The following is a 24509-nucleotide window of genomic DNA, read 5'->3' on the forward strand; positions in this document are numbered from 1 at the left end:
AATGTGCCTCAAAGACGAGTTTGTTTCAAAGAATTTAAAGTAAGAAATATAATGCCATGAACATAAAAATCCAAAGGATGAACAAAAATAAACTTCAGGCTGGCGGCCCCACTTAGCTGAACTAGGCAGAGGCATGGCGCGGCCCCAGTGAACCAGCCAGCGGCTATCCCCAAACTGTGAATGGTAACTACAAAAAAGCTATTGAAAAAAAAATTATACTAAAGTATTATGATGCTAGAAAATAAAAATCAAACGCAGAGTAGAGACATAAGCGTTAAGTGCCTTTTGAACAGGGAGTTGTCATTAGGACGAAGGATTATCCGCGGTTTACGTCTCGCATCCCGCTGCTACATCGATTGAATATCTTTTGTCCTCCGATGTGGTAAAGGAATAACTGCAAAGGAGGTATTATTATGAATGAATTTCTAGAATCTAGCACAAACTCCAAATTACTAAGTAAAGAAAGATTAAGTCCAAAAAACATGAATCAGCTTACTGATACCAGAGTTATGGTATTTTGCGGAGTCATGGGAGCAATTGCTGTTGTCCTTAGCTCAGTTGCAACTATCAAGATCGGCGACTTCTTAAGGATTGGTTTTTCAAGTATTCCAAACCAGATAGTCGCTTTCCTCTTTGGACCATGGATCGGTATGATCTTTGGCGGCGCCATGGATATAGTAAAGTTCATGGTTCACCCTGATGGACAGTTTAACTTCTTGTTCACTTTAGTACCAATGGTAAGTGGTCTTATTTACGGATTCTTCCTTTACAAAAGGCCTATTAAGATCTGGAATATCTTTGTTGCAGAGCTTCTTGTTAAGATCATCTGTAACCTTGGGATGAACACCTATTTCATCATGCTCACAACAGGAAATGCCTTTAAAGCTATCATGCTTCCAAGAGTACTTACAAATGCTGGTAAGCTTCCATGTGACGTAGCCATCATGCTCATCCTCTTACCTATCATCAACAAGATCATAAGACCAGAGTTTGAATCAAGCAGAAAGCCACATGGCAATGTAGTATGCAAGCCAAAGGAAAACTAATAATTACAGGAATATAGCAAAGAAAAAAACAGCTTCCTCACCAATCGAGGGAGCTGTTTTCTGTTCTCTTATCTCTTTCCATCAGATCGCTAAGAGCATCTTCTGGTTTCTTACCTTTAAAGAGTATCTCATTTACTTCTGCCACTATAGGCATCTCAACTTCGTATTTATCAGCAAGTTTAAGTGCAGCTTTGGCACTATATACGCCTTCTACAACCATCTTAACTTCGTCCATGGCTTCCTGATAGGATTTGCCCTGTCCAATAAGGATTCCTGCTCTTCTGTTTCTAGAATGCATAGAAGCGCAGGTAACAATAAGATCACCTATTCCTGAAAGTCCGCTAAAGGTCTCAAGTTTGCCGCCCATAGCCATTCCAAGTCTGGACATTTCGGCGATTCCTCTTGTAATAAGAGCTGCCTTGGCGTTATCTCCACATCCAAGACCATCAGCTATACCAGCAGCAAGAGCAATTACATTCTTGAGGGCTGCGCCTATCTCAATTCCCAGCATATCAGGACTTGTATAGACTCTAAATACATTATTCATAAATACGTTCTGTACGTATCTAGCAATATCTTTGTCAAAAGCACCAACAACTATAGATGTTGGCATTTTGCGTCCTACCTCCTCAGCATGAGAAGGTCCTGAAAGTACGCATACATTACATCCTGGAATCTCATCAAGGATGACGTCAGACATGAGCATCATAGTGTCTTCCTCGATACCCTTTGAACAGTTGACGATGATCTGCTTACTTTCCTTAGTAGGATTGATATATGGAGCAATAAGCTTAACTGTCTCTCTCATATGGGCAGAAGGAATAACAAGAACGATGATGTCCTTGTCTTCGACAGCTTCCTGAATCTTGGAGGTGTAGATAACATCCTCTGGAAGCTTAACTTCAGGGAGCTTATCTTCATTGCCGTGATAACTTTTAAGTTTTTCTACTGTAGAATCACTTCTGGACCAGATAGTAACCTTGTGTCCATTATTGGTAAGTAGGTATGCAAGGGCTATACCCCAGCTTCCTGCACCAATTATTCCGATGTTTTTACTCACAATTTTCCCTCATTTAGTCAATCTTGTTCTTTTTAAACAAATATGTTTTTCTCTCATTTCCAGATAAAAGCTTCTGGATATTGGTTCTATGCTGATAAAAAGCAAGAACAGTCATAAGGAATGCTACTATATACATCTCGATTCTAATGCCCTGAGGCATAGCATCGATAGCCATCTTGCAGATTCCTGTCTGACCTTCAACAATAAGCTGGATAAAAAAGCATGTATAAAGGCAAAGGCTTCCAAGTGATACATAATGTGTAATATTAAATGGAATAAGGAAAGCAAGAAGACCAACTACAACGAAAGGAGTTCCTGTTGCAATGATATAGCCTGATGTAACTGCTATCCCTTTGCCACCCTTAAACTTAAGGAAGAATGGGAAATCATGTCCAAGTACGCATCCAGCAGCTGTGTAGATCTTAAGGAAGTAATTGTAGCTAGTATATACTTCACTTCCAAACATCTGCTTAAATACAAATCCTGTAAGGAATATAGCAAAGATGCACTTGATCATATCTCCAAAAAGAACTATGAAACCAGCCTTAGTTCCAAGTACTCTCAAAGTATTTGTAGTACCTGCGTTACCACTTCCAACCTTGCGGATATCTACTCCTTTAAGTCTTCCATACAAAACTGCTGTCTGGAACATACCAAATGCATATCCAACAACAAGGCAAAATAATCTAACCCCAAACAAACTTAAGCTGTTCATGTCTTTATTTATCCTCTTTTCTCTCCCTGATAATGAATCTAAGTGGTGTGCCCTTAAATCCAAAGGCCTCTCTTATCTGGTTCTCAATATATCTAGTGTAACTAAAGTGCATAAGCTTCTTGTCATTAACAAATATTACAAATGTCGGAGGCTTAACTGAAGCCTGAGTGATGTAATAAAGCTTAAGGATCTTGCCCTTATCACTAGGTGGCTGCTGCATAACAACTGCCTGTGTCATGATCTCATTAAGTACACCTGTTGCAACTCTAAGTGCATGGTTCTCGCTGACCATATCGATCATGTCATAGAGCTTTACAAGTCTCTGACCTGTCTCAGCTGAAATAAAGATGATCTCGGCATAGTTCATGAAGGCAAGTGTGTTTCTGATATCCTTGGTGAACTCTTTTACTGAGTGATTGTCTTTTTCAATAAGATCCCACTTATTAACAGCAATGATAACAGCTTTACCACTTTCGTGTGCTATACCTGCAATCTTGGCATCCTGCTCTGTTACGCCTTCTTCTGCATTGATAACAAGGATTGCTATATCAGCTCTTTCTACAGCGCCTACAGTTCTAACGATCATGTAATGCTCAAGCTCATCCTTGATCTTGTTCTTTCTACGAAGACCAGCTGTATCAATGAAGGTGTATTTCTTGCCATTGTACTTAACTTCTGTGTCGATGGCATCACGTGTAGTACCTGCAATATCAGAAACGATAAGTCTGTTCTCGCCAATAAGCTTATTGATGATAGATGACTTACCAACGTTTGGCTTACCAATGATAGCGATCTTGGTAGTGTCATCCTCAGTGTCGCCTATCGAATCCTTTACAAAGTGGCTTACAACCTCTTCTAAAAGATCACCGATTCCCTGCTTGTTGATAGCTGAAATAGGGAATGGCTCGCCAATTCCAAGGTTATAGAATTCATAAACATCAAGGCTATCTCTATTGTAGTTATCAACCTTATTGACACAAAGTACGATCGGCTTACCTGATTTACGGAGCATATCAGCTACCTTTGAATCAGAATCAGTAAGTCCCTGCTTGACATCAACCATAAAGATGATGACATCAGCTGTATCAATAGCGATCTGAGCCTGTTCTCTCATCTGAGACAAGATAACATCCTTTGAATCAGGCTCGATACCACCTGTATCAATAAGTGTAAAGTTATGATTAAGCCATTCAACGTCCTGATAGATCCTATCTCTTGTTACGCCAGGTGTATCCTGAACAATAGCGATCCTGCTACCAGCAAGAGCATTAAACAAAGTAGATTTACCAACGTTTGGCCTTCCTACTACTGCAACAATATTTTTTCTACTCATTTCTTATCCTTTATATAATTCATCTTCTGGAATATCTAAAAGGAGGGATACAAGATTGTGTCCATCACACTTGGATATTCCTACATTAGTATCAAGAGCCTTCTCTATATCTCCAATGCGAACATCATCTAAGAGATAATCCTCGCCACTTCTTAAGAGATTCTCTGGAAGATACAAAGTGCTGCCAAGTTCCCTGCCCTTAAGCTGTTTAATAATGTCCTGACCAGTTAAAAGCCCGGAAACTGTGATCCTCTCGCCAAAAAACTCATTTATTATCTCATAAACATGTACCTTAAGTCCAGTTGAAACTTTCATAGCTTTTTCAACCAGCTCTTTTATGCAAGGATACACGAGTCTACCTGTAGCAAGGGAAATCTCTCTGTTAAGTCCTGCAAGGTGATCAGCGTGCTCAGAAACAGCGATCTCAAGAGCTTCATCAAACTCATCCATCAAAAGTCTGACCATTCCTACGCCGTTTTCAAGCTGGATATATCCGTCATACCTCTCTGCCTCTGGAAAATCCCTTCCAGCAAGGAAGTACCACTCGTCACTGGCGTGAATAAAGTGGATGCCATGCTCGTCGTATATCTTGCGCTGCCAGCTCTCGATAAGATCAATAACCTCAGCAGCATCCTCAGCATTAAATGGTTCAAGAGGATAAAGACCGTCTCTATACTTGGAAAGACCAACCGGAACTACAGATACGCTCTGAAGATTAGGAATGTACTTGGACATATCCCTAATAGATCTCTCAAGCTCTGCTCCGTCGTTAACTCCCTTACACAGAACAATCTGGCCATTAAGCTCTATACCAGAACCTGGTGCGCAGAGTCTGTCCACTTTCTTGAGTGCTTCACCTGCAAATCTGTTACCAAGCATCTTGCAACGAAGCTCTGGATTGGTAGTCTGAAAAGATACATTGATAGGCGATAAGTGATACTTAAGGATCCTGTCTATATCTGCATCAGACATGTTAGTAAGTGTTACGTAATTACCCTGCAAAAATGAAAGTCTTGAATCATCATCTTTAAAATAAAGAGTATCTCTCATACCCTTTGGCATCTGGTCTATGAAGCAAAAGATACAATTATTGGAACAACGTCTGTAGTTGTCCATAAGTCCATTTTCAAATTCAATACCAAGATCTTCGTAATAATCCTTGTCTATATCAAGTAGCCACTCTTCGCCATTTTCTTTGAGGATCAGCACATCAAGATGTTCATCCTGAACAAGATACTGGTAGTCAAAGATATCTGTGATCTCCTGATCGTTTATCTTAAGAAGTCTGTCTCCTGGTTCGATATTTAATTCTTCAGCAATACTATTCTCATCTATTCTTCCGATAAGATGACCTTTTTCTTTTGGCATAAAAATTTCCTTTAACTTTAAATACTTCGCCACAATATTATACATTTTTTTTATTGACGTGTCAGCATTCATGATGGTAAAACAATAAATGTAGAATTATGTTCTTTTATAAATCACAAAAAGGAAGGGATTATTATGCCAGATTTTCACAAGCTGGAAGGTACTATTCCAGTTGCCCCACTTAGTCTTATTGTTATGGAGTCAGCAAGGGAACTTGGTGATAGCGTAGACCGCTATATTTCAGAGTTCAGACACGACTTATATAAAATGCCAGAGAATGATCCCGCTTTTCATGGATATGTAAAAAATACTTATCAGACAGCTTACAGCCTCGACAGATTCGGAAGTGGCGAAGCTAAATGTACCATCAACGAGAGTGTTCGCGGAAGCGATGTTTATATTCTCACTGATGTATGTAACTACAGCATTACATACAAGATGTACAACTATATCAATCACAAATCTCCTGACGATCATTATCAGGATCTTAAGAGAGTCATTGGTGCTATCACAGGTAAAGCCAAAAGAATAAATGTTATCATGCCTTTCCTTTATGAAGGCCGTCAGCATAAGAGAAATGGAATGGAATCTCTTGATGCAGCTCAGATGTTCAAGGAACTTCATGACATGGGTATTTCAAACTTCATCACTTTTGATGCTCATGATCCAAGAATTTCAAACGCTAAGCCACTTGGCGGATTTGATAATTTCCTTGCATCATATCAGTTTATGAAGGCTCTTTTATCTCACATTGATGACCTTATCGTAGACAAGGATCACCTTACTGTTATCAGCCCGGATGAAGGTGCTTTGGACAGAGCCGTATACTTTGCCAACGTAATCGGTGCTGACACTGGTATGTTCTACAAAAGACGTGACTACGCACACGTAGTTAACGGTTCTAACCCTATTGTTGCTCACGAATTCCTTGGTTCTGATATTTCAGGTCGTGACGTTATCGTAATCGATGATATGATCTCATCAGGATCAAGTATGATAGATACAGCCAAACAGCTCAAGAATATGGGCGCTAAGCGAGTATTCATATGCACAACCTTTGGTCTTTTCACAAATGGTATGAGTAAGTTTGATGAAGGCTACAAGAATGGCTACTTCGACGCAGTCATCACTACTAACCTCACATACATGAACGAAGAGATTACTTCAAAAGAATATGTATTCATCGCTGATATGGGTAAATTCCTTGCAACTATCATTGATTTCCTCAATCACGATGCTTCAATGTCTACAGTCAACATGCCAACAGACAAGATCCACGAGATCGTTGGTAAGTACAACTCAGGCTGCAAGACTCCTGAAGAGTTATTTGAATAATCTTTTGCAAAATAAAACGAGGCTTTTACAGCCTCGTTTTTTATTGCCTTTATCATTCTATTACTTCAAAGGTAAGCATTGCCTTGAAAAGATCTCCATCAAGCTTGATATCAAACTTACCACCCTGAGATGTTGTAAGATTCTTGGCAATTGAAAGACCAAGTCCGCTACCTTCTGTAGTTCTGGACTCATCTCCTCTTATAAATCTCTCTGTAAGCTCTCCTTCATCTACGTTAAGCTCATTAGCTGAGATATTCTTGATTGAAAATACAACGTATTTCTTGTCATTTTCTTCCTTGATACGCATATCCATGTAAACTCTTGTGCCAGGAAGTGCGTACTTGCAAACGTTATTGATAAGATTCTCAACAACTCTCCAAAGGTGCCTTGCATCTGCCATAATAATGATAGATGGTCGTTCTGACTTAAATACTGGAGTAAGTTTACTAGCTTCTAGCTTTTCAAAGAACTCTCCAATTGTCTGATTAACAAGCTCTACAAAATCGATTCTTTCAAGTTGAATGCTTATATTACCTGAACTTATCTTAGAAGCTTCAACAAGGTCTTCTGTAAGCTGCTTGAGCTTCTGTGACTTGGACTCAAGAACAGCCACATACTCTCTAACTCTTACATTGTCGATATCCTCTCTCTTAATGAGGTCAACATAGTTGATGATAGATGTAAGAGGTGTCTTGATATCGTGGGATACGTTAGTAATAAGGTCAGCCTTTAGCTTTTCATCCTTCATGCTGGTATCAACCGCTCTGTCTATACCTTCACCAATGGTATTAACAGCTTCTGCAAGAGAGATATTATCTGCATGGAGGTTATCAATCTTAACCTTGGCTTTGACGTCACCATTTTGGATATTCTCGATCACATGTATGATCTTGTCTCTATCAAGGTTCTGCCTATAGAGATATACTCCCACCAAAGCATCTAATATAGCTGCCAACACTATTCCAGCAAGTCCGATCTTGAAAAGAAGTAAATTAAGTACCACAAATCCCACATAAGGAATCCAGGTTCTGATAATAACGTTGGCATTATCAGTTGTTGAAAGAATAAGCTTTTTAGCCTTTATGATCACCTGTCTTGTAAATGAATCCTTCCACAGGCTCTTTTCCTTATACTTCTTGACAAGTCCGTAGACAAGGTACAAAAGGCCAATGTCAAATACAAAGGCTCCGGCAGCGGCATACACAGGAAAATGTGCTATCTGAAGAAGCTTGCCATAGCTGATATCCATAATAAGGCTTGCAATCACAAATGCTACAAATGGAATCAGTATTATACCTAAGCCTACTCCAATGATTGCACCTGTATACAAAGGCTTTTTATTTTCCTCCTCTGCTCCAAGATTCTGTGCCTTTAATCTCAGAACCAGGATTAAAAGATATACGACAGCTGCAACAAAACTAAGGATATAAAGCTGCGTTCTGTATGGCATATATTTTGAAAAGCTGATCTTACCCTGAGTAAAGCCATCTATACAAGGATAGTCATTGGTATCAACTGCTATATAGATCTTTAACTGATCAGGAAAGGCATATTTGTAGCTCTTTACCAGCGAACGAACCACGCTCTCCTTTATAAGAGTATTGGACTCATACTGTAGGTCGTATGGGCAATAATAGATATATTTGCCATAACCCTCGAACATTCCCTTAATGTCGATTCCAGTTGTCTCTTTAGAGAGCTCATCAACATTAGTATAAGTCTCTGTCTTACCATTTATGGTCCTTGATACAAAATATCTAAGGTTACTGTTCTGGTAACTATAATATGAAATAAGCTTGCCGTAATCCTCAAAATTGTTAGTAAGTGTAAGTGCTGCCTCTTCTACGTAGGAGCAAAGCAAGTTGTACTCCTCCCAGTTAGATACAAGGTCCTCAATTTTCTTGCCATCAACTGTCTCATACCTAGAAACAAGGATATTGTGCTTGCCACCTTCAGGCTGAGTGCTGCTTGTAATTGTAAAGGTCATGCTATTATCTTCTAGTTGTGAACTAAGATAAGAGTTCATGCCGCCAGATACGATATTGTTCTTAAGATGAGTGTAAGTAGTTGACTTACTAAGGAACTTGGCGCTTTCTTCATCACTAAAATCCCTTGTCTCATACTCAAATCCGCTCTGTCCCCATTTAAGAAGATCAGAAAGATAAAAAGTGGCAGTAATATAATCTCCAGGAAGTGTAGTTCCCCTATTTACGTAGGCAGTGACATCGATCTTCTTTTTGCCATCATACTCTCCTTGAGTTTCAAGCTGGCTTCGCTCTGCCACAAGCTTTAATACATCTGAGATATTATTTCCAAGAATATTGTTAAAAAGATATGAGTCTTCATAGCTCTTAGTTCTGTCAGACTCATAAAGATTATAAGAATAATCTCCTCTAACACCTGAGATAATGATGCTTGATCCAGCAAATACATAAAAGTAAGTAAAGGCAATAAAAGCTACCATAAGATGCTGAATAAAGCTTAGTAATTTAGGGTGTTTTAAATACTTTGTCATATAACTTCGTCCTCAATCTTGTACCCAACTCCCCAAACCACCTTAAGGTACTTTGGATCCTTAGGATTAATTTCAATTTTTTCTCTGATATGTCTGATATGGACTGCGATGGTATTGTCAGCACAAACCGCTGAATCTCTCCAGATCTGCTCATAGATCTGGTTGATGGAATATACCTTTCCCTTATTTTTTACAAGGAAAGCCAAAATACTGTATTCAATAGGAGTAAGTCTGATGCTCTCTCCATAAACTGTAACCTCTTTGGAGTTCTCATCCACAACAAGTCCGCCAGTTGAATAGACATTTTCCTGACTCTCTCTGCTTCCAAGTTTCATGTATCTGCGAAGATTAGACTTAACCCTGGCTACAAGCTCAAGCGGATTAAAAGGCTTGGTAATGTAGTCATCTGCCCCGATATTAAGCCCAAGGATCTTGTCAGAGTCTTCTGACTTAGCAGATAAAAAGATAACTGGAACTGTGCTAAATTTCCTAAGCTCCATTACAAGATGGATACCATCAAGTACAGGCATCATAACGTCTACGATAGCAAGCTGTATGCTGGCTGTCTTTAAGATTTCAAGACCCTGCTCGCCGTCATAAGCCTTATAAACTCTGTACCCTTCCTGCTGAAGATAGATCTCAATAGCATCAACTATTTCTTTATCATCATCGCAAACTAAAATATTTTCCATATCAACCTCACATATTCCTATAATCAATTAAACCATTAAAATCTTAAGATTTACCTACGAAATTTCTTAAGATTTCTTAAGAATTACAATTTATTTCTTTAGTGACAAAAATGCGCAGAGATTTCCGCGCTCTTCATGGTGAACCCTGTGTGAAAATAATAGGTCAGGATTACATTTTGTACAGATATCTGTAACTAAGATGTTTTCATCTAAGACGCCTGCTTGCCTAAGTGTCAGTTTAATAGCATTCCATAAAAAGAGCCTGTACTTGCCATTTGGATATGGAATCAAAATATGTTCATATGAAAGCTCAGCATCTGTAAAGCTTTCAGAAAACTCTTTTGCTACGTCATCGCCAATCTCATAGCAATCGCCGCAGATTGAAGGGCCAATAGCACAGATACAATCTTTTGCTTCAGTTCCATACTCTTCATGCATCTTTTTAATAGCAATGGCTCCAATCTTACCTTTGGTGCCCTTCCAACCAGAATGTACCATTCCGATGGCCTTATGAACTGGATCTACTATGTATATAGGCGGGCAATCAGCGTGAAAGGTTCCAAGTATGATACCTGGTACATTTGTAATAAGGCCGTCTATATCAGTATAGTCGCGAGCCCTTGCTGGTCCCTTTCCTCTATCCTCCTTAGTTACAACCTTGATATTAGTAGTATGAGTCTGAAATGTCAGAACAAAGTCATCAAGTGTTCTGCCATGCCCCAGTGCATTAGCTACTCTCCTGTAGTTTTCATCCACGTGTTCCTTGTCATCACCTCTTGTGTAGCTTAAGTTACACTCTGAGAAGTACCCAGTTGAAACACCCCCAAGCCTTGTACTAAAGAGATGGTCTACAATTCCAAGCTCTTCAAGTCTTGGAAAAACAAGGTATTTAAGTTCATTATTATCTCTAAGTTCCATGGTCAAAGGAGCACCAGTTCTTTTTATATTCAAACTCATGTGAAAATCATCCTCAACAATATATTCTTATATTTACACACTTTAACATAATTTGATAAACTCTACCATATAGCAGTGGCAAAGGCTTTGGAGGCAATATGGAAAAAAGTGTAAAGATAATACCATTAGGTGGTTTTGATAAGATAGGTATGAACATGACTCTCCTTGAATATCAGGACTCAATGATCATCATAGATTGTGGAACCAGCTTTCCACCTAATAATATGCCTGGAATTGATACGTCAATTCCTGACATATCTTATATTATGCAAAATAAAGACAAACTAAAGGGTCTTATTGTAACTCATGGACATGAAGACCACATTGGAGCTATTCCTTATGTTATTTCTGATCTAAATGTCCCAATATATGGAACACCTCTTACTATACTTCTTGTAGAAAATAAATTAAAAGCACTAAGCATAAAGAAGGCCAGGACTAAAGTAATAAAACAGGGTGCCTCCATTGTTCTAGGTGACTTCAAGATTGAATTCATCAAGACAAACCATAGTATTCCAGATGCAGTGTCTCTTTCCATCAATACTCCTGTAGGAACCATCATTCACACTGGAGATTTTAAGATGGACCTGACACCTATAAATGGTGATGCCATAAATCTTAAGCGCCTTGCAGCCATAGGCTCAAAGGGTGTCCTTGCTGTAATGGCAGATAGTACCAATGCCATGATCGAAGGCTACTCTCCTTCTGAAACAGCAGTTAGTAACTCAATCGACCATATATTTAATGCCTACAAAAATAATCGCATGATCATCGCAACTTTTGCATCAAACATGGACAGAGTTCAGCAGATCATCGAGATTGCAAATAAATATGGCAAAAAAGTAATATTACAAGGAAAAGCCATGCTGGACATATTTAATGCCGCAGAAACGCTTGGTTACATAGTTCTTCCAAAAGATACCATAATAAACATTGAGGATGCGTCAAAATATCCTGATAACTCACTAGTTTATATCACAACTGGAAATCATGGCGAACCTATCACTTGCCTTGCCCAGATTGCAGATGGAACCCATGAGCATATCAAGATCAAAAAGGATGACACCATTTTGTTTAGCTCCATTCCTGTAATGGGAAGTGAAAAGAGTTTCGAACAGACCATGAACAAGCTCGAAGAACAAGGTGCAAATATTATCTTCCAGGAGATCCATGCAACAGGTCACGCCTGTTCTGAAGAGCTTAAGCTTATCTATACTCTCCTAAATCCAAAATTTGTGATCCCAGCTCACGGTCAGTATAGATACAGAAAAGCGTCTGCCAAGATAGCTGAAAGCATCGGAGTTCCTCACGAAAATACATATCTTATCAAAAATGGCGACGTACTTGAAATAAGCGAAAACTCCTGTAAAGTAACTGACCATATAAAGGTTGATGAAATACTTATAGATGGACTTGGAATTGGTGATATAGGTGGACTCATCCTAAAAGAAAGAAAAATACTTTCAGACTCTGGCATAGTGATTACTCAGCTTTGCTTTGACCATAAATCTGGAAGACTTGCAGCCAAGCCATCGATCGTAACTAAAGGCTTTATAAACAATGAAAATGATTTTGGACTCATCGATGAACTGCAAGACCTTGTTAGAACTGAGATCAGCAAATCGATTTCTCAGGGAGTTCGCGATGATAGGCTATCAAAGAACATCAAATCCTCTATCGAAGACTATATTTGGAAAAAAATAATGAGAAAGCCTTTAATCGTTGTTACAATTACTGAAATTGTGCTATAATTGATGGCAGTTGAATTTGCATCTTAACACGCCTTATAAGGGGTTAATGCTTTTAAGATAAAGAGCTTGTCTGATTTCATTTGGATGATCAGAAACTCAATATTGTGAAAAGAATTGTGTGAAGCAGCAAAATACGAAGATCAAGACATAGTGATATGTCTTTGTTTTTTGTATTTTGCTGCTTTTTTTATGGAGTAAAAATGAAAAAAAGAAGTTTTAAGATCACATGGTACTGGGGAATTGTAATAATTATAACTTTAGTAGAACTTGCAACCTTTTTGATTGCTGGGCCTAAGCACACCTATATAGGTGTGCATGACAATCTAGATATACATATTGCCGACTATCAAATAATGCGTCTTAATAATGCATTTTTTTCTCACGCAAAGACCTTACCACTACTTGGAGGAATAGACAGAAACTTTTTATTATCTGAATTCTATCTGTATTCACTTATATATGCAGTTCTACCTAATTTTACTGCATATATAACTTGCTATTTCCTTAAGATCATGATTGCTCTGATCTCAGGAATACTCCTTGGCAAGGATGTTTTAGAAAACAAATATGAAAAATACGAGTGGCTTATAGTACTTGGAAGCTTTATCTACGGTCTCCTTCCTCTATATCCAGCATTTTCATTTGCTTTTGCTTCAATTCCGCTACTGATCTACTTGCTCAGAAAGATTGCAAACAATGAAGGAATAAGATACTACGTTCTCTTATTCTTTTACCCTGTTTTATCATATTTTACTTTCTTTGGTCCCTTCATTATCGGATATATACTGATCTACTTTATCTATAGATCATTAAAAGACAAAAAAGTTAGCTTTTCACTTATCATCAGTATGGCACTTTTATCGGTCAGCTATATTCTCATAGAATATCGATTATTCCTGCTGATATTTGCAGGCGATCAAAAGACAATAAGGGATACTATGGTGGTGGATAATTATAGTTTATCTAAGATTCTTTTGACCATAGTAGATGTATTTGTTAAAAATATGTTCCACTGCGAAGATCTCCATCGATTTGTGGTAATGCCAATCGTCCTAGTCTCAGTGATCATCATAAATTTCATACATATCAAGGAAAAAGACATTAAAAAGCTCCTTACAGATCCAATAAACCTTGTTATGTACTTCATCATCTTTAATTGCGTGATCTACGGTCTGTACTATTGTCAGATCGTAAGGGAATTATTTGAAATGATATTTAAGCCACTTAAGGGATGGCAGTTTAATAGAACCCTATTCTTTAACCCATTTCTCTGGTATTTAGAGATCGTGTTCATTGCAAAACGCCTATGTGAATACAAAAAGAAATTCGCTATACTCTTAGTCCTACTGGTACTATTGTCTGTTATTGGAAATCAGTCTCTATACAATGATTTTTATAACACAGTCTACGTAAATACATGGCAGATAGCAAAGAATAAAAAGTCAGAAACTCTGTCCTATGGCGAGTTTTATTCAACAGATCTTTTTACCAAGATAAAAAAAGATATCGGCTATGAAGGTGAGTACTCTGTTGCCTATGGCTTCCATCCATCAGTGCTGTCATACAACGGTATATCTACCTTAGACGGATGCCTTAGTTATTACTATCAGGATTACAAAGAAGAATTTAGAAAGATCATTGCACCTGCTCTTAACGAAAATGAAGCAGCAAGAGCCTACTACGACGAATGGGGAGCTAGAGCTTATATCTTCTCTGGAACAGTCGATTCAATCTGGTCTCCAGTAAGAACCAAGATGGTTAGTGATAAAAGACTTTTAATTGATGTAAACGCCTTTAAAAATCTGAATGGAAAATACATTTTCTCTAGAATTGACCTTTCAAACAATGAAGAACTTGGTCTTAAGCTACTTAGCAAATATACTGATAAAAACTCTCCATACAGCATTTGGTTATATGAAGTCAAATGAGTTCTTGTGCCAGTATACGCTTACAGATTCCTGTTCTCCAGAAACGCATATTACATCATATCTAATGGGAATGTCTTCAGAAAGGCCTTGACTATATAGATAAAATAAAGATGTTTTACAGATTTTCTTTTGTTTAGACAGATTTACGGCGGCCTCAGGGCCGCCATATTTTTTATCTTTTCGGTACTTAACTTCTATGAAACACAAATAGCTATCATCATAAGCTATAATATCAATCTCTCCGTTTCGGAGCCTATAGTTAGTAGCAACTATTCTACCACCATTTTTCTTAACATATTCCCTGGCTAGTCTTTCATACCAGGAGCCAACTTTCCTATTGTTCACCTAGTCTTATCCTTTGCTTTGATCTTGTCCATAGCATCCACAAATACAAGGATCTCAGCAACTACTTCGTAGAGCTCAGGCGGGATCATCTCGCCAATCTCAAGTCTCGACAAAGTATCTGCCAGCTTGTCATCCTCATGGACAGGTATTTTATTTTCTTTGGCCTTTTCAATGATTTTTTCAGCAAGAGCGCCTTTACCAGAAGCAATTACCTTAGGCGCGCCATCTTCATTTGGATCATATCCAAGTGCCACCGCAGTCTTATTTTTCTTATTTTCCATTTATAGTCCTCAAACTATGCCCTTGCATCAAAAGAAGCTGTGGAGATGATAGGCATCTTACTAACATCCAGCATCTCATCAACTGCCATGTCCTTGCCATCTTCATCTGTATGAAGCTTCATTGTGACCTGCATAGAATATCCACGCTTTTCAAGCCTTTCATTAAGAATATGAATGTTGTCGTTTATAAGGTCAAGAACAGAGTCATCCGCCACATAAAAATGAGTAGAAACCTTCTTATCCAGCATCTTAACATAAACATCAACTGGTCCAAGATTCTCCATATCAAGGTGAAGCATGGCACTAACTGAGCCATCTTCACTCATGCGCTTATTCTTGTTTCTATAAACATACAGATCTCCGTGAGCGTTCTGCCCAGTCATCTGAAGCGGAAGCTGAACATATTGGAACATCTGATTTAGCTGATTCATGAAATCTAAGTTGTTCTGAAGATTATTGGCAGCCTGTCCAAGCTTGGACTCAGCTCCCATTGTATTGTTTATGGTCTCAGCAAGGTTATTTATCTGTTTACCAAGCCTTTGATACAGATTCTGGATGTTCTCCTTATTTTCTACTTCATCAGGCTTTAGCATCCACTGATTCGATATGTTATCCTTAAGGAGTTTATTGTATTCGTTTGAGGAAAAGAGCTTTTTCCAGGCAGTAGCTTCTGTTGTATTAGTAAGGTCTGCCTCGTTAAAGGCTTTAGCAAGCTCTCCAAGTAGCTCTTTTGCTGGCAAAGAGCCTTGTCCACTCTTAACATCATATACAAATTTATTTATGGTCTCTTCTTTTATGCCAAGCTCTTTTAAAGTATCTGCAAATGTTGCGGTATTTTGAGCTTTTACAGCTGACGCATCCTGCTTTAAAGCTTCTGATTCGCCCATTTCACCAGCTTCATTTAATATAGCTTCACCTGGGAGCTCTTTTGCCTGTAAATTTTCAGAAACCACAGCTTCAGCATTCTCTTCATTTCCAAAGAGCTTAAGTACTTCGCCATATAGCTTCATAGCAGCATCAGAATTGCCGCTATTAGTCAGGGTTTCATAGGCATTTGGAAGTTCATCTATGATACTCTGCATCTCATTTATAACCTGATGCTCGTAGTTTCTATAGCTCTCGTAACCTTTTATATTGTTATCAGTAATTGGAATATTAAGGGCCTTCATCTCTACAAGAGTATCGATTGAAGTGTTTGGAAATGTAGAAAGAGCCTTACTCATATCCTGAAGTGAATTCTTGTCGATTGGAAGCGAATGCTCCATCATAGTCTTCACCATCTGGACATTGTCGCGAGTAATCTCGAGCCCAGCGGCATTTAGAGCCTTCTCTGTGCTCTGATCAATAGATGTATTCTCATACAATGGAGTAATAGAAACATTGTTAGATGAAAGAGATCTTACAACAAAATTAAGCATCTGACCTTCTCTTAGGCCCATGCCCTCAGAAAGCCTCGCTGACAATACATTATCGCCAACACTGATATTAACTATCTTCTCGCCTTCTGCATCTTCTATAGACAATACCTTACCCTGAATGGTAGAACCATTCCTTAGCTCAAGAGGCTGTTTATCAGCTCCTACCTGGCTAAGCTCTCTGCCATTCACAAGGATAGTATTATTTGATTGTGATACGCTCTGTATATTACTCATACAAAGTTACCTATAAATGATCTGCGATGTAATTCACAAGGTCCGTACTTCTTGAGAGCTTGAATATGATCTGCACTTCCGTATCCCTTATTTGAATCAAATCCATATTCAGGATACTTTTGTGCATACTCCTTCATGAGCCTGTCCCTTGTAACCTTAGCAATGATACTAGCTGCAGCAATAGACATGCTCTTGGCATCACCTTTGATAATTGAGATCTGCTTGTACTCTTCAAGCTGAGGAATATGTACAGCATCGATCAAAAGAGCATTTGGCTTAACCTTAAGGCTATTAACAGCCATAGTCATAGCTTCATAGGTAGCCTGCAGGATATTGATCTCATCAATTCTCTTAGGAGAATTGCATCCAATACCTACAGCAATAGCCTCATCCATGATGATGTCATAAAGCTCTTCTCTCTTTTTTTCGGATAATTTCTTGGAATCGTTAATATAAAGAATGTTGGAATCAGGAGGCAAAATAACTGCGGCTGCATACACAGGACCTGCAAGAGGGCCTCTACCAACTTCATCAATACCACACAGATAGCCTAAAGAAGCATATTCCTTTTCATATTTTTTCATTTCTTCGAGACGCAAAAGCTCTTTTTGAATGGCTTCTACCTTCTTGTTGGCAGTAGCAACCATCTTCTGAACTCCAGCTCTCTCATCAGAAGAAAACTCATCAATAAATAAGGAATATTCATCGATAGTACCAAGTCCTGAAAGAAGTGACTTGATATCAGACATAGACTTCATCAATCCAATCCTCCCATCTTATCGAAAGGATAGATTCTAACAAGCGCATGTCCCATTATATCTTTTTTCTTGATACTTCCAACAGAGATATCTCTGCTGTCCATACTGTTATTTCTATTATCTCCAAGAACAAAATACTCATCATCACCAAGTACAACCTCTGTCTCTGCTCTACCTGGGTCTCTCATGATCTCAGCGCCATAGTCCTCTTCAAGTATCTCGCCATTGATATAGATATTACCAGCGTAATCGATCCTTACTGTTTCCCCAGGAAGACCGATGACTCTTTTGATAAAGTACTGCTGATCCCCATATTTGTAAGGAAATACGATTATCTCAAAGCGCTTGGGTCCACTAAATCTATAGGATACCTTCTCAATAAGAAGTGAATCCCCATTTTGAAGAGTAGGCTCCATTGAAGTTCCGCTAACCTCAGTTCTCTGCATTACAAATGTAATAAAAAGATATGTAAGGCAAAAGATAACCACAATATACGCTACTGTACTAAGAATTTCCTTTAAGACCTTTTTCATACATTCCGCCGTTTCCGTGTTTGATACACTTATTAATCTGGTCTTTCAAGAGACAATCTGCCAAGTCTTCCATTTCTAAAGTCATCAAGAAGTAGCGCAGAAGCTCTTGAAATATCAGGAGTAGCCCCCTGTTTAAAGCATTTTCTATTGATAGCAATAGCTGACAAAACAGCGCTTGCTGGAGTCTGATACTGATCCTCCATAAGCTCATCTATCTGCTCATCAGTAATATTATACTTCTCAGAAATAGCATTAGGATAGTACTGTTTTAATATCTTGATAAGTTCACAGGCAAGCTCATCAGTATCGATGTTCTCGTCGTTCATAGAACCGATAAATGCAAGATGAAGTCCAACTGTCTGGTCCTCAAACTTTGGCCACAAGATACCTGGAGTATCAAGAAGCTGAAGGTTCTTGCCAAGGGAGATCCACTGCTTGCCCTTAGTAACACCAGGCTTATTACCTGTCTTGGCAGAAGCCTTACCAGCAAGCTTATTGATAAATGTAGACTTACCAACGTTAGGAATACCTGCAACCATAGCTCTTATAGGTCTTCCTACAATACCTCTTTTTTTATCCTTTTCTATCTTTTCAGCACAGGCACTTTGAATGAGCTCCTTGACCTTACCGGCTTCATTGCCAGTCTTGGAATTCATCTCCATTACAAAATAGCCCTGTTTCTGATAATATTCTTTCCATCTTTTAGTAATAGCTGGATCTGCAAGATCAGCCTTGTTCAAAATGATGAGCCTGAACTTGTTCTTGCCAAGTTCATCAATATCAGGATTCCTACCCGATGCTGGAATTCTGGCATCAGTAATCTCGATAATGATATCGATAAGCTTGATATTCTCCTGCATCATTCTGATTGCCTTAGTCATGTGACCAGGATACCACTGTAAATTCATCTAACTACCTTTCCGATCATTTGAGAACAAATCCGCCGCCTACATCAGCCGCTTTAAATTTGAACCAAACCTTTCCAACAATCATCTTGCCTGTAACAACACCAATGTTGGCACTTCGCGAGTCCTCACTGCTATTTCTGTTATCACCAAGAACGAAATATTCTCCGCTCTTAAGCTTGATCTCATTAGCAGCTATACCTGCATCTTCCATTTTATCATATAATTTGTTATCTTCCTCAGCGATTTCTCCGTTTACATAAAGTTTACCATCGATGATCTGAACCTTATCACCGGAGACTGCAACAACTCTCTTAACATAGTAATGAGAATTAGTATTTCCATTTGGTAAAAAAACTATGATATCACCCTTAGATGGTCTAAGGATCTTGTATGAAAGTCTATTTACTAAGAGAATCTGGCCATTAGAAAAAGTAGGAGTCATAGAATCTCCTATATTGCTGACCTGCATGCCAAATACACTGACAAAGACAAAAGCTAGTGCAACTGCAATTACAGTTACTGAAAGCCAAGACAACACCTCTCTGATGATCTTAGGTGTTATAGTCTTCTTTTTTTGATAGAAAGAATATCTGTTTCTTTTCCTTCTAAACATACCCCACACCTCATACTTTTATATGAAAAAAGGCAATTACTAAAAAGTAACTGCCCTTTTAAAACACAAATTATCTGGTAACAAGTTCCTTAACCTTAGCCTTCTTACCTGTGAGACCCTTAAGGTAGTTAAGCTTAGCTCTTCTAACCTTACCTCTTCTAACAACCTCAACCTTCTCAACGATAGGTGAGTGAAGTGGCCAAGTCTTCTCAACGCCAACGCCGTAAGACTCTTTTCTAACTGTGAATGTTGTACGGTTGCTACCACCCTGGATCTTCTTAACAGTTCCTTCGAAAATCTGTACTCTTTCACGGTTTCCTTCCTTGATCTTAGCGTGAACTCTTACTGTGTCACCTGTGTTGAACTCAGGTGCGTTTGCGTTCAACTGCTCTTTCTCGAGCTCTTCGATAATTGTACTCATATCTTTTCTCCTATTCTATGGACGTTCTTAATGCACCTATTGCAACAGAGGACCGTCTGATTTATACAACGCAGTATAATATAACACAATATTATGTCAAAAGTCAACCTAAAAGATCTTTAGGCCCGAATCTTTCTGGAAGTATTTCAGGTAAAGTATAGGTTTTGTACTCATCCTCTGACTTTGCAAGAATGATGATAAACTCGTCATCACAAAACTCGCTCATAACCTGTCTGCAGACACCGCAAGGTGGGCAATAATCAAGTTCTGTGGCACCATCTTCACCACCAACAATAGCAATAGCCTTAAATTCTTTAACTCCTTCGCTTACAGCCTTGAAAAATGCTGTTCTCTCAGCGCAGTTAGTAGGTGTATATGAGGCATTTTCTATGTTGCAACCTGTATATACTTCACCATTTTTAGCAAGAAGCGCTGCTCCCACATTAAAGCGGGAATATGGTGTGTATGAGAAAATTCTCATATCAAGCGCTCTGCGTACTAAACTCTTTATTTCATTCTCATTCATAAAAATCACCTAGAACCCTTATCGTATGGAATACCCTCTGCCTTAGGTGCTCTTGATTTCTGTGATGTAAATGCAAGTACGATAAGAGAAACAATATAAGGGAACATATTATAAACAGTTCCTGGAATCTTAAGTGCCTGAAGGAAATCAATTCCCATATATACATTTGACAGTGATCTAAACACTGCAAATAGTACAGCAGACCATGCAATTCTCTCAGGCTTCCACTGACCAAAGATCATAACAGCAAGAGCAAGGAAACCTGCGCCTGCAACACCATAATCAAAGTGCCATGTAGAGTTGGCAGCTGCAATATATATAATACCGCCAAGGCCAGCAAGAAATCCTGATAAAAGCACTCCTGAATATCTCATAACATAAACATTGATACCTACAGAATCAGCAGCCTGAGGATGCTCACCGCAAGCACGAAGTCTAAGTGCAAATTTCGTTTTGTAGAAAAAGATAATGGCAGCTACAAGAAGAACTGCAGCAATTACTATAAACCAGCTAAGCTGTAAAGGTCCGATGTTAAACATAAATGCATCGTGTCCTCTAACATAATCAAGCTTAGCAGAAAAATCTGATCCCTTTGAACGGTTAGTGTTAAATGCCTTAACAATAACTGTAGCAGCAGCTGTAGCAAGCATGTTTACAGCTGTACCAATAAGTGTCTGATCTGCCTTGAAATAGATACATGCAACACCAATGAGCAGTGAAGAGATCATTCCTGCAAGAGCGGCTGCTAAAAGTGTAAGAAACACTAATGTAAATTTAGAAGCTGACTCCGGCAAAAGAACCATTACCATAGCTCCAGCCATTGCTCCAAATACCATTATTCCTTCAAGTCCAAGATTGATAATACCGCTTCGCTCTGAAAACATTCCGCCCAAAGCAACAAGGATAAGTACTGCTGAGAAGATGAGTGTGTATTGGATCAGTAGTATCATCTCTGCACCTCCTTCTTTGCTGATGCATTCTTATCAGCCTCAGCATTAGACTTTTGTACCTTTTTAGGCTTATTGATAATAGATTTAAAGAAAAGCACAAATCCGCAGAGGTAAATGATGATAGCGATCATCAGATCAGCAACCTGTGGATTGAAATAATTTGTATTAAGGTACTGACCACCAAGTGTAATATACTCAACAAAAAGGCCAGCAACGATCGCTCCAATAGGATGAAGACCTCCAAGGAAAGCAACAGCAATTCCTGAAAAGCCCATTCCTGGAACAGATGAAGCAATCTTGTAATGCTCAATACTTGTAAGATAATAAAGAGCAGCTGCAAGACCTGAAATAGCGCCTGAAATAAGAAGTGTAAGTACAATATTTCTCTTGGCGTTCATACCTGCATACTTGGCTGCATCCTTGTTATGTCCGGTAGCTTTGAGCTCATAACCAAAAGTTGTCTTATTTAGAACAAGCAAAATAATGATAGCAATAATTACTGTAATAGGAACGGCAATAGTCATATACTGGTTCTTACCAAAAAGTTCCTGCAAAAATCCAGGAAGAATTCCTGATGGGTTCTTGGCTGCTATATCATATGTCTCAGACTTGGTTGTATTCATACAAGTCTCGTTTCCAAGAATGATATTACAGATATAAAGTGATATCCAGTTAAGCATGATACCGGCAATAACTTCGTTAACATTACAAAATGCCTTGAACAAACCGCAAATAGCTCCCCACAAAGCTCCTGCAACCACTGCTGCAAGTAGACAGAAAAACCAGTTCCAGCCAAGAGCTAGTGAAGTATAAAGGCTTGCAAGAATACCTACTGTATACTGTCCTGCTGCACCTATATTGAAAAGGCCTGCCTTATATGCAAAAAGGATAGCTTCTGAGCAAAGGATAACAGGAACAGCCTTAACAAGGGTTGATCCAAGATAATACTTAAGCTGCTGAGGTTTAGCACTGAACTTAAAGAAGTTCTTAAGGATTGCCACCATTCCTTCTGTTGCATGAGCTGGATTCATACAAAGAAGAATAATATAACCTAAAATAATACCAAGGACGGCACATAGGATTGATGCAAATATAGTCTGAATTGCAGGTTTCTTAAAGAAACTAGACTTCTCTTTCATTACCTAAATACCTCCTTTCTCTCATCATGTTTAGCTCCGGACATATAAAGTCCAAGTTCCTGAAGTGTTGTTGTCTTAGGATCAACTTCACCAACGATCTCACCATCATGCATTACCAGAATTCTGTCAGAAAGGTTCATAACCTCTTCAAGCTCAAGTGAAACCAACAAGATAGCACATCCCTCATCGCGCTGCTTAACAATTTCTTTGTGAATATATTCAATAGCACCAACATCAAGTCCTCGTGTTGGCTGTACAGCTACCAAAAGCTTATGATTTCTGTCCATTTCTCTTGCAATAATAGCTTTCTGCTGATTACCGCCAGACATGGATCTAACGATTGTCTGAGCCCCACGACCAGATCTTACATCAAACTCTTCTGATAGCCTATCTGAATACTCCCTCATCTCATTTTTCTTGATGAAGCCATGGTTAGAAAACTGAGGTTCAAAGTATCTCTGAAGGATCATGTTCTCTTCAAGGGTATAGTCAAGAACAAGACCATGCTTATGCCTATCTTCAGGAACATGGCTCATACCATGTGTATTCTTGTATCTGATAGACTTATGTGTGATATCATCACCCATAAATTTGATAGTACCACTTGAAATATCATCAAGACCTGTAAGCGCTCCAATAAACTCAGTCTGACCATTTCCATCAATACCGGCGATACAAACGATCTCGCCCTCTCGAACATTAAAGGAAACATTGTGAACTGAATCATTCTGATGGATCTTACTCTTAACGCAAACATTCTCTACTCTGAGTATTTCCTTACCAGGTTTAGCCACTTCCTTATCAACCGCAAATTTAACATCACGTCCAACCATCATAGAAGACAGCTCTTCCTTGGTAGTATCTGCAACATTAACAGTACCAATATACTTACCTCTTCTAAGGATAGTACAACGATCTGCAACTTCCATGATCTCATTAAGCTTATGAGTGATGAAAAGAATTGACTTACCTTCTGCAGCAAGATTCTTCATGATCTTCATGAGCTCATCAATCTCCTGAGGTGTGAGTACCGCAGTTGGTTCATCAAAAATAAGGATATCATTGTCTCTGTATAACATCTTAAGGATTTCAACACGTTGCTGCATACCAACAGTAATATCCTCAATAAGAGCATCAGGATCAACCTTAAGATTATATTTCTCAGAAAGAGCAAGAACCTTTTTTCTTGCATCTTTTTTTGTCAAAAAGCCAAATTTACTAGGTTCAGCTCCAAGAATAATATTATCAAGAACTGAGAAAATATCTACCAACATAAAATGCTGATGCACCATACCTATACCAAGGTCAGTAGCATCATTAGGATTTTTGATGGTAACCTCTTTACCATCTTTCTTGATCACGCCCTTCTCTGGTGTGTAAAGTCCAAAGAGAACACTCATAAGAGTCGATTTTCCTGCACCGTTTTCTCCAAGAAGTGCATGAATCTCACCTTTCTTTAACTGCAAAGTGATATCATCATTTGCAATTATGCCAGGAAACTCTTTAGTGATATGCAACATCTCAATTACATAATCATCCATAATTAAAAACACCTTCCTAACAAATTTTTTTCATGGCAAAACCATAATAATTTCCACTACTGATCTGTAATAGAAATTATTATGTTCTTGAAAAAAGGGAAGGAATAAAGTTCCCTTCCCTTTTGAAGAACAACATAAATTA

General features: G+C 38.6%; 23 protein-coding genes and 1 riboswitch. Of the genes, 4 read left to right on the plus strand and 19 right to left on the minus strand.

Translation table 11 applies throughout. The features are described 5' to 3' along the window. Positions 1 to 253 precede the first annotated feature (253 nt). A riboswitch (THF riboswitch) is annotated at positions 254 to 349 on the plus strand. Positions 350 to 413: 64 nt separating this feature from the next. After that, entirely contained in the window at positions 414 to 1046 is a 633-nt protein-coding gene (locus BLS24_RS10130) for a folate family ECF transporter S component (RefSeq protein WP_091758689.1), read from the plus strand. A gap of 37 nt (positions 1047 to 1083) precedes the next feature. Here the strand turns inward: BLS24_RS10130 and BLS24_RS10135 are convergent, their stop codons facing one another. From BLS24_RS10135 to BLS24_RS10150, 4 genes are read right to left on the minus strand one after another with little or no spacing between them, the layout of a single operon-like run. Beyond that, the gene (locus tag BLS24_RS10135; RefSeq protein ID WP_091758691.1) at positions 1084 to 2106 is read right to left on the minus strand and encodes an NAD(P)H-dependent glycerol-3-phosphate dehydrogenase; all 1023 of its coding nucleotides are present in this window, start codon (positions 2104 to 2106) and stop codon (positions 1084 to 1086) included. A gap of 13 nt (positions 2107 to 2119) precedes the next feature. Then, complete coding sequence (gene plsY / locus BLS24_RS10140) at positions 2120 to 2821, minus strand: glycerol-3-phosphate 1-O-acyltransferase PlsY (protein WP_091758693.1); 702 nt, start codon at positions 2819 to 2821, stop codon at positions 2120 to 2122. Between the two features lie 4 nt (positions 2822 to 2825). After that, positions 2826 to 4154: a ribosome biogenesis GTPase Der gene (gene der / locus BLS24_RS10145; RefSeq protein WP_091758695.1), complete on the minus strand. Its 1329-nt coding sequence runs from the start codon at positions 4152 to 4154 to the stop codon at positions 2826 to 2828. Positions 4155 to 4157: 3 nt separating this feature from the next. After that, the gene (locus BLS24_RS10150) at positions 4158 to 5522 is read right to left on the minus strand and encodes a DUF512 domain-containing protein (RefSeq protein WP_091758697.1); all 1365 of its coding nucleotides are present in this window, start codon (positions 5520 to 5522) and stop codon (positions 4158 to 4160) included. A 135-nt stretch (positions 5523 to 5657) separates the two neighbouring features. On the opposite strand from BLS24_RS10150, the gene BLS24_RS10155 reads away from it, so the two are divergent. Continuing rightward, complete coding sequence (locus tag BLS24_RS10155) at positions 5658 to 6857, plus strand: ribose-phosphate pyrophosphokinase (RefSeq protein ID WP_091758699.1); 1200 nt, start codon at positions 5658 to 5660, stop codon at positions 6855 to 6857. 52 nt (positions 6858 to 6909) lie between these two features. On the opposite strand, the gene BLS24_RS10160 is transcribed toward BLS24_RS10155, so the two are convergent. The 3 genes from BLS24_RS10160 to pgeF form a co-directional block, all read right to left on the minus strand. Next, positions 6910 to 9372 (minus strand): HAMP domain-containing sensor histidine kinase, encoded by a 2463-nt coding sequence (locus BLS24_RS10160; RefSeq protein WP_091758701.1) that lies wholly within the window; start codon positions 9370 to 9372, stop codon positions 6910 to 6912. Further along, positions 9369 to 10064, minus strand: coding sequence for a response regulator transcription factor (locus BLS24_RS10165; protein ID WP_091758703.1), 696 nt, complete (start codon positions 10062 to 10064; stop codon positions 9369 to 9371). The genes BLS24_RS10160 and BLS24_RS10165 overlap by 4 nt, the downstream gene beginning before the upstream one ends. Before the next feature lie 90 nt (positions 10065 to 10154). Continuing rightward, entirely contained in the window at positions 10155 to 11021 is an 867-nt protein-coding gene (gene pgeF, locus BLS24_RS10170) for a peptidoglycan editing factor PgeF (protein WP_091758705.1), read from the minus strand. Between the two features lie 98 nt (positions 11022 to 11119). Here pgeF and BLS24_RS10175 point away from each other — a divergent pair, with 98 nt between their 5' ends. Together BLS24_RS10175 and BLS24_RS10180 are read left to right on the plus strand one after the other, a co-directional pair. Then, a complete protein-coding gene (locus BLS24_RS10175) occupies positions 11120 to 12772 on the plus strand; it encodes a ribonuclease J (protein ID WP_091758707.1) in 1653 nt (550 codons plus the stop codon). A gap of 200 nt (positions 12773 to 12972) precedes the next feature. Next, positions 12973 to 14700, plus strand: a complete 1728-nt coding sequence (locus tag BLS24_RS10180; RefSeq protein WP_091758709.1) for a DUF6044 family protein — start codon at positions 12973 to 12975, stop codon at positions 14698 to 14700. On the opposite strand, the gene BLS24_RS10185 is transcribed toward BLS24_RS10180, so the two are convergent. From BLS24_RS10185 to BLS24_RS10240, 12 genes are all read right to left on the minus strand, one after another. Continuing rightward, positions 14683 to 15045: a YraN family protein gene (locus BLS24_RS10185; protein ID WP_091758711.1), complete on the minus strand. Its 363-nt coding sequence runs from the start codon at positions 15043 to 15045 to the stop codon at positions 14683 to 14685. The two genes, BLS24_RS10180 and BLS24_RS10185, sit on opposite strands and share 18 nt — an antisense overlap. Continuing rightward, positions 15042 to 15326 carry an EscU/YscU/HrcU family type III secretion system export apparatus switch protein gene (locus BLS24_RS10190; RefSeq protein WP_071176010.1) on the minus strand — a complete coding sequence of 95 codons (285 nt, stop codon included), beginning with the start codon at positions 15324 to 15326 and terminating at the stop codon, positions 15042 to 15044. The genes BLS24_RS10185 and BLS24_RS10190 overlap by 4 nt, the downstream gene beginning before the upstream one ends. Before the next feature lie 14 nt (positions 15327 to 15340). Beyond that, entirely contained in the window at positions 15341 to 16978 is a 1638-nt protein-coding gene (fliK, locus tag BLS24_RS10195; RefSeq protein WP_091758713.1) for a flagellar hook-length control protein FliK, read from the minus strand. Next, positions 16975 to 17736 (minus strand): ribonuclease HII, encoded by a 762-nt coding sequence (locus tag BLS24_RS10200; protein ID WP_091758715.1) that lies wholly within the window; start codon positions 17734 to 17736, stop codon positions 16975 to 16977. Before BLS24_RS10200 ends, fliK begins: the two co-directional genes overlap by 4 nt. Then, the gene (gene lepB / locus BLS24_RS10205) at positions 17736 to 18269 is read right to left on the minus strand and encodes a signal peptidase I (protein ID WP_091758717.1); all 534 of its coding nucleotides are present in this window, start codon (positions 18267 to 18269) and stop codon (positions 17736 to 17738) included. The genes BLS24_RS10200 and lepB (BLS24_RS10205) overlap by 1 nt, the downstream gene beginning before the upstream one ends. A 32-nt stretch (positions 18270 to 18301) precedes the next feature. Continuing rightward, positions 18302 to 19177 (minus strand): ribosome biogenesis GTPase YlqF, encoded by an 876-nt coding sequence (gene ylqF / locus BLS24_RS10210; RefSeq protein WP_091758719.1) that lies wholly within the window; start codon positions 19175 to 19177, stop codon positions 18302 to 18304. A 16-nt stretch (positions 19178 to 19193) separates the two neighbouring features. Continuing rightward, positions 19194 to 19790 carry a signal peptidase I gene (gene lepB, locus BLS24_RS10215; RefSeq protein ID WP_091758721.1) on the minus strand — a complete coding sequence of 199 codons (597 nt, stop codon included), beginning with the start codon at positions 19788 to 19790 and terminating at the stop codon, positions 19194 to 19196. Positions 19791 to 19860: 70 nt separating this feature from the next. Next, entirely contained in the window at positions 19861 to 20211 is a 351-nt protein-coding gene (gene rplS / locus BLS24_RS10220; protein ID WP_071176004.1) for a 50S ribosomal protein L19, read from the minus strand. Positions 20212 to 20314: 103 nt separating this feature from the next. Continuing rightward, positions 20315 to 20737, minus strand: a complete 423-nt coding sequence (locus BLS24_RS10225; protein WP_091758723.1) for a cytidine deaminase — start codon at positions 20735 to 20737, stop codon at positions 20315 to 20317. Between the two features lie 5 nt (positions 20738 to 20742). Beyond that, positions 20743 to 21687, minus strand: coding sequence for an ABC transporter permease (locus BLS24_RS10230; protein WP_091758725.1), 945 nt, complete (start codon positions 21685 to 21687; stop codon positions 20743 to 20745). Further along, on the minus strand, positions 21684 to 22826 hold the full coding sequence (locus tag BLS24_RS10235; protein WP_091758727.1) for an ABC transporter permease: 1143 nt from the start codon (positions 22824 to 22826) through the stop codon (positions 21684 to 21686). Before BLS24_RS10235 ends, BLS24_RS10230 begins: the two co-directional genes overlap by 4 nt. Next, positions 22826 to 24367, minus strand: a complete 1542-nt coding sequence (locus tag BLS24_RS10240; RefSeq protein ID WP_091758729.1) for an ABC transporter ATP-binding protein — start codon at positions 24365 to 24367, stop codon at positions 22826 to 22828. Before BLS24_RS10240 ends, BLS24_RS10235 begins: the two co-directional genes overlap by 1 nt. Positions 24368 to 24509: the final 142 nt, after the last annotated feature.

This window comes from Butyrivibrio sp. INlla18 (assembly GCF_900103635.1).
Lineage (GTDB): Bacteria > Bacillota > Clostridia > Lachnospirales > Lachnospiraceae > Butyrivibrio.